General features: G+C 42.6%; 2 protein-coding genes and 1 pseudogene. 2 read left to right on the top strand and 1 reads right to left on the bottom strand.

Annotated elements, in window-relative coordinates:
- A pseudogene (locus tag UF75_RS25015) lies at positions 1-1,123 on the bottom strand (indolepyruvate ferredoxin oxidoreductase subunit alpha); the annotation flags it as partial.
- Between the two features lie 250 nt (positions 1,124-1,373).
- On the opposite strand from UF75_RS25015, the gene UF75_RS25010 reads away from it, so the two are divergent.
- Together UF75_RS25010 and UF75_RS25005 are read left to right on the top strand one after the other, a co-directional pair.
- Complete coding sequence (locus UF75_RS25010) at positions 1,374-3,245, top strand: sigma-54-dependent Fis family transcriptional regulator (RefSeq protein WP_045577233.1); 1,872 nt, start codon at positions 1,374-1,376, stop codon at positions 3,243-3,245.
- Between the two features lie 188 nt (positions 3,246-3,433).
- Complete coding sequence (locus UF75_RS25005) at positions 3,434-3,676, top strand: cyclic nucleotide-binding domain-containing protein (protein WP_045577232.1); 243 nt, start codon at positions 3,434-3,436, stop codon at positions 3,674-3,676.
- Positions 3,677-3,721 lie beyond the last annotated feature (45 nt).

Here is a 3,721-nt window from a genome sequence, read left to right as displayed (position 1 = left end):
TTGCCTGGAGAGGAGGCATGGTTCCCAGGGTATAACAGCCAATATCGCCAGAAACAACGAGTTTGAGTTGCTTGAGGGTGTAAAACAGTCCGCGATGGGGGCAGCCCGGGCACATGACCGGTGGCCTGAACGGAGAGTCAAAGGGTTTAGCAACGGATAGTCCGTTTTGACCCGTCACTTTTTCCGAGATCATCCGAACGGAGAGTTCTCCGTAAGGTGGAAAAAGTTCCTTGCCGATGACGGGAATGCCTAAGCGATGAATTTCGTTTTCCATATACGGTTCTAATTCTTCAATGACATAGAGTTTGCTAACTTTAGCTGCGAACTCTTTGATTAAGCCTGAAGGCAAGGGATTGGTTAGGCCTAATTTAAGGATGGACGCCTGAGGTAGGGCCTCTTTAGCATATTGATACGAAATACCCGAGGTGATGATACCAATGGCCGGATCGTTCATCTCCATAAAGTTGACAGCCACGGTTTCGGAAAAGTTAGCGAGTTTTTGCATTCGTTCTTCTACGATTAAACGGCGAGCCCGTCCATGGGCAGGAAGCATCACGTACTTTTGCGGGTTCCTCTCAAAGGGTTTGGCAAGTCGTTCCATGGGCTCCTTTAGTTCTACCAAACTTTGGGAATGCGCTATCCGAGTTGTCGTTCGTAACATAACTGGGGTATCAAAGGCTTCAGAAATTTCCATTGCCAAGCCCACCATGTCTTTCGCTTCCTGGGAGTTCGAGGGCTCTAACAGAGGAATCTTGGCAAACGCCGCGTAAAGTCTATTGTCCTGCTCGTTCTGAGAAGAGTGCATTCCCGGATCATCGGCAGATACTAAGACTAAACCCGCACGTGTTCCAGTGTAAGCCACGGTGAAAAGCGGATCGGCCGCGACATTGACCCCCACCATTTTCATGGTAACAAGGGTGCGAGCACCGGCAATAGCAGCGCCAATGCCTACTTCCATGGCTACCTTTTCATTAGGCGACCACTGACAATAAACTTCCGGGTATTTGACAATATTTTCGAGGATTTCTGTGCTAGGTGTGCCTGGATAGGCTGCAGCAACGCTGACACCATATTCGTAGACACCTCGAGCAATTGCATCATTGCCTGTCATTAATGTTTTCATGCCTTTTCTTGTCCCTCCTTCAGTGATATTTTCCTGAAATTTTAGAATAAGTCCTGGTTCCTGGTTACACTATGACTCTTGTAAGTCCGTTCACCTCTATCTATTTTTCACAAAATATAGTGCAAATTTCATGCCAAGTTCAGAAATGCCTGAATTTACTGAATTTTCTTAAAACGTGTTGCTGTAAAAGATGAAACATTATATAATATTTCTAATATGTGTTGCATTTTGGTTCAGGAGTTGTTGCAATATGACCAAAATACTCTACCTTGTCCCAGACGATAGTATGTTAACTTATACACGAGAAATTCTAAAAGAAAAATTTCCTGATATTATTGTCGAAAAAGGTATCTGGGACGAAGGTGCTACTATAACTAACAAAATATTAGCAAAAGGCATCGAGGTAGTTATTGCCCGCGGTGGAACGATCCAATCTATTCGCCAAGTTGCCAATATCACAGTGGTTGAGACTCCAATTACTGGCTTTGATATCATTAGAAGTGTCCAAGAAGCTATAAAATATGGCAAAAAAATTGCTCTGATTGCCTTCTCTTCTTCAATGCTTGAAGGAGTAGATTACTTAGCCCATATTTTAGGTGTTGAGATAAAGCAGTATTTTACCGAATACCCCAGTGAAGTTGAAGCGGCAGTAGTTAAGGCCTTTGCAGAAGGTGCGGAGGTTGTTATGGGCGGTATAACCACAACCCATGTTGCTAAGAAACTTAATCTCCCTTACGCTTTTATAGACAGCAGTAAAGAAAGTATTTTTCAAGCAGCACGTGAAGCTAAATATGTTGAACACGCACTTCAAATAGAAAAAACTAAGAAAGGAATGTTTAGCACTGTTTTGGATTACTCTTACGAGGGTATTATAACGATTGACCAAAACTGTATTATTACCGGATTTAATCCTGCTGCACAGCAACTTACAAAAATAGTAAGTGTTGAGGCCATAGGACAGAAAATAAAAAAAGTCCTCCCTACTTTGAAACTGGATCAAGTTGTAGAAACAGGACTTAGTGATTTACACTATTTAGTTCAGATCAAAGGTATGCAAATCATGTGCAACAAGGTTCCGATCATTGTGAACGAAAAACCGGTCGGTGCTGTTGCCACCATGCAGGATGTTACAAATATCCAGCAGATGGAAGCCCAAATCCGCCGTGATATCCATGATCGCGGTCATCGAGCCAATTTCACCTTTGATGATATTTTGGTTAACAGTCCTCAAATTTGCCAAGCTATTGAAATCTCCAAAGAGTTTGCCAAGACCCATTCAAATGTACTTATTCTCGGCGAGACAGGAACTGGTAAGGAGGTCTTTGCACAGAGCATTCATAATTACAGCAAACGTGCTAAGGGTCCGTTTGTGGCAATTAACTGTGCCGCCCTACCCAGCCAAATCCTGGAAAGCGAACTTTTTGGCTATACCAGTGGCGCTTTTACCGGAGCGAACAAAGAAGGAAGACTTGGGCTTTTTGAAGTAGCTCATGGCGGTACTGTTTTTCTGGATGAAGTTGCCGAAATGGACTTCACCACCCAAGGCAAACTTTTGCGTGTGTTGCAAGAAAAAGTTGTGGTACGTCTGGGAAGTGATCGTGTTATTCCTGTCGATGTACGGATTATTGCCGCAACCAATAAGAAATTAAAGAGCCTCGTTCTCGAAAATCAATTTCGGGACGACTTATACTATCGACTAAATGTTTTACGATTAACCCTCCCCCCCTTGCGCGAACGAAGGCTGGATATTGCTATCTATGCCCAAAGCTTTTTATCAAAATATGCCTCTGCTCTCGGCCGGAAAATAACCTTAAGTAAATCAGCAATAAAATGGTTGGAAGGCTATCCTTGGCCCGGAAACATCCGTGAACTACAGAACGCGATGGAAAGAACAGCAGCCATTTGCAAAACCGATGTTGTAGACGTAACTGTTTTATCCCAAATCTGTGAAGACGAGTACAGGCTACCGACAATGACATCAGACTCGTTAAGCCTAGACGCTCAGAATATCCTAAACGCCATCTCCGAGGCCAATGGTAAATATACAAATGCAGCCAAAATACTTGGAATTAGTCGCTCAACGCTATGGCGTAAAATACGCCGACTTGGGTTAAATATATAGGTTTCGCTTATGCTTCCAGAAATATATGACGATAAGCTATACTTTCTTTTACCTCTCCGGAAATCAGTAGCCCACAACTGAAGGAATTAATCGAAATCAAAGTAGCTCGATAAATATTATATTGTTCTTGTATAAGCTAAGGTATATAATAATAAACAGATTATTCTGAAATATAGGAGGGTTAGCAAGTGGTTAGTCCAGCACTTGATTTTCCACCCTTTAATACGTTATCTGACGAGGTTTTAGCGGATTTAATGCCGAAACTTATTCTTAAAACCTTTAGTAAAGATAGCTTTATCTTTACTAAAGGTCAACCGTCGTTGGGCTTTCTGCTAATTATCCTAACTGGTTGCGCAGGAATAGTTGTAGAAGGTGAAAAGGATAGCTCCAATGTCGTAGGCTTTCGCTATGCGGGTGACATTTTTTGGTGAAACTGTGATATTGACAGGTAAAACTTATCCCGCATCGGTAAAGGC

The sequence above is a fragment of the Desulfosporosinus sp. I2 genome (assembly GCF_000960765.1).
In the GTDB taxonomy this organism is placed as follows: domain Bacteria; phylum Bacillota; class Desulfitobacteriia; order Desulfitobacteriales; family Desulfitobacteriaceae; genus Desulfosporosinus.
This window is presented reverse-complemented; position numbering and strand designations above follow the sequence as displayed.

Excerpts from the sequence above, each read along its gene's own strand:
- UF75_RS25010 (WP_045577233.1), top strand. The coding sequence starts at position 1,374 with ATGACCAAAATACTCTACCTTGTCCCAGACGATAGTATGTTAACTTAT.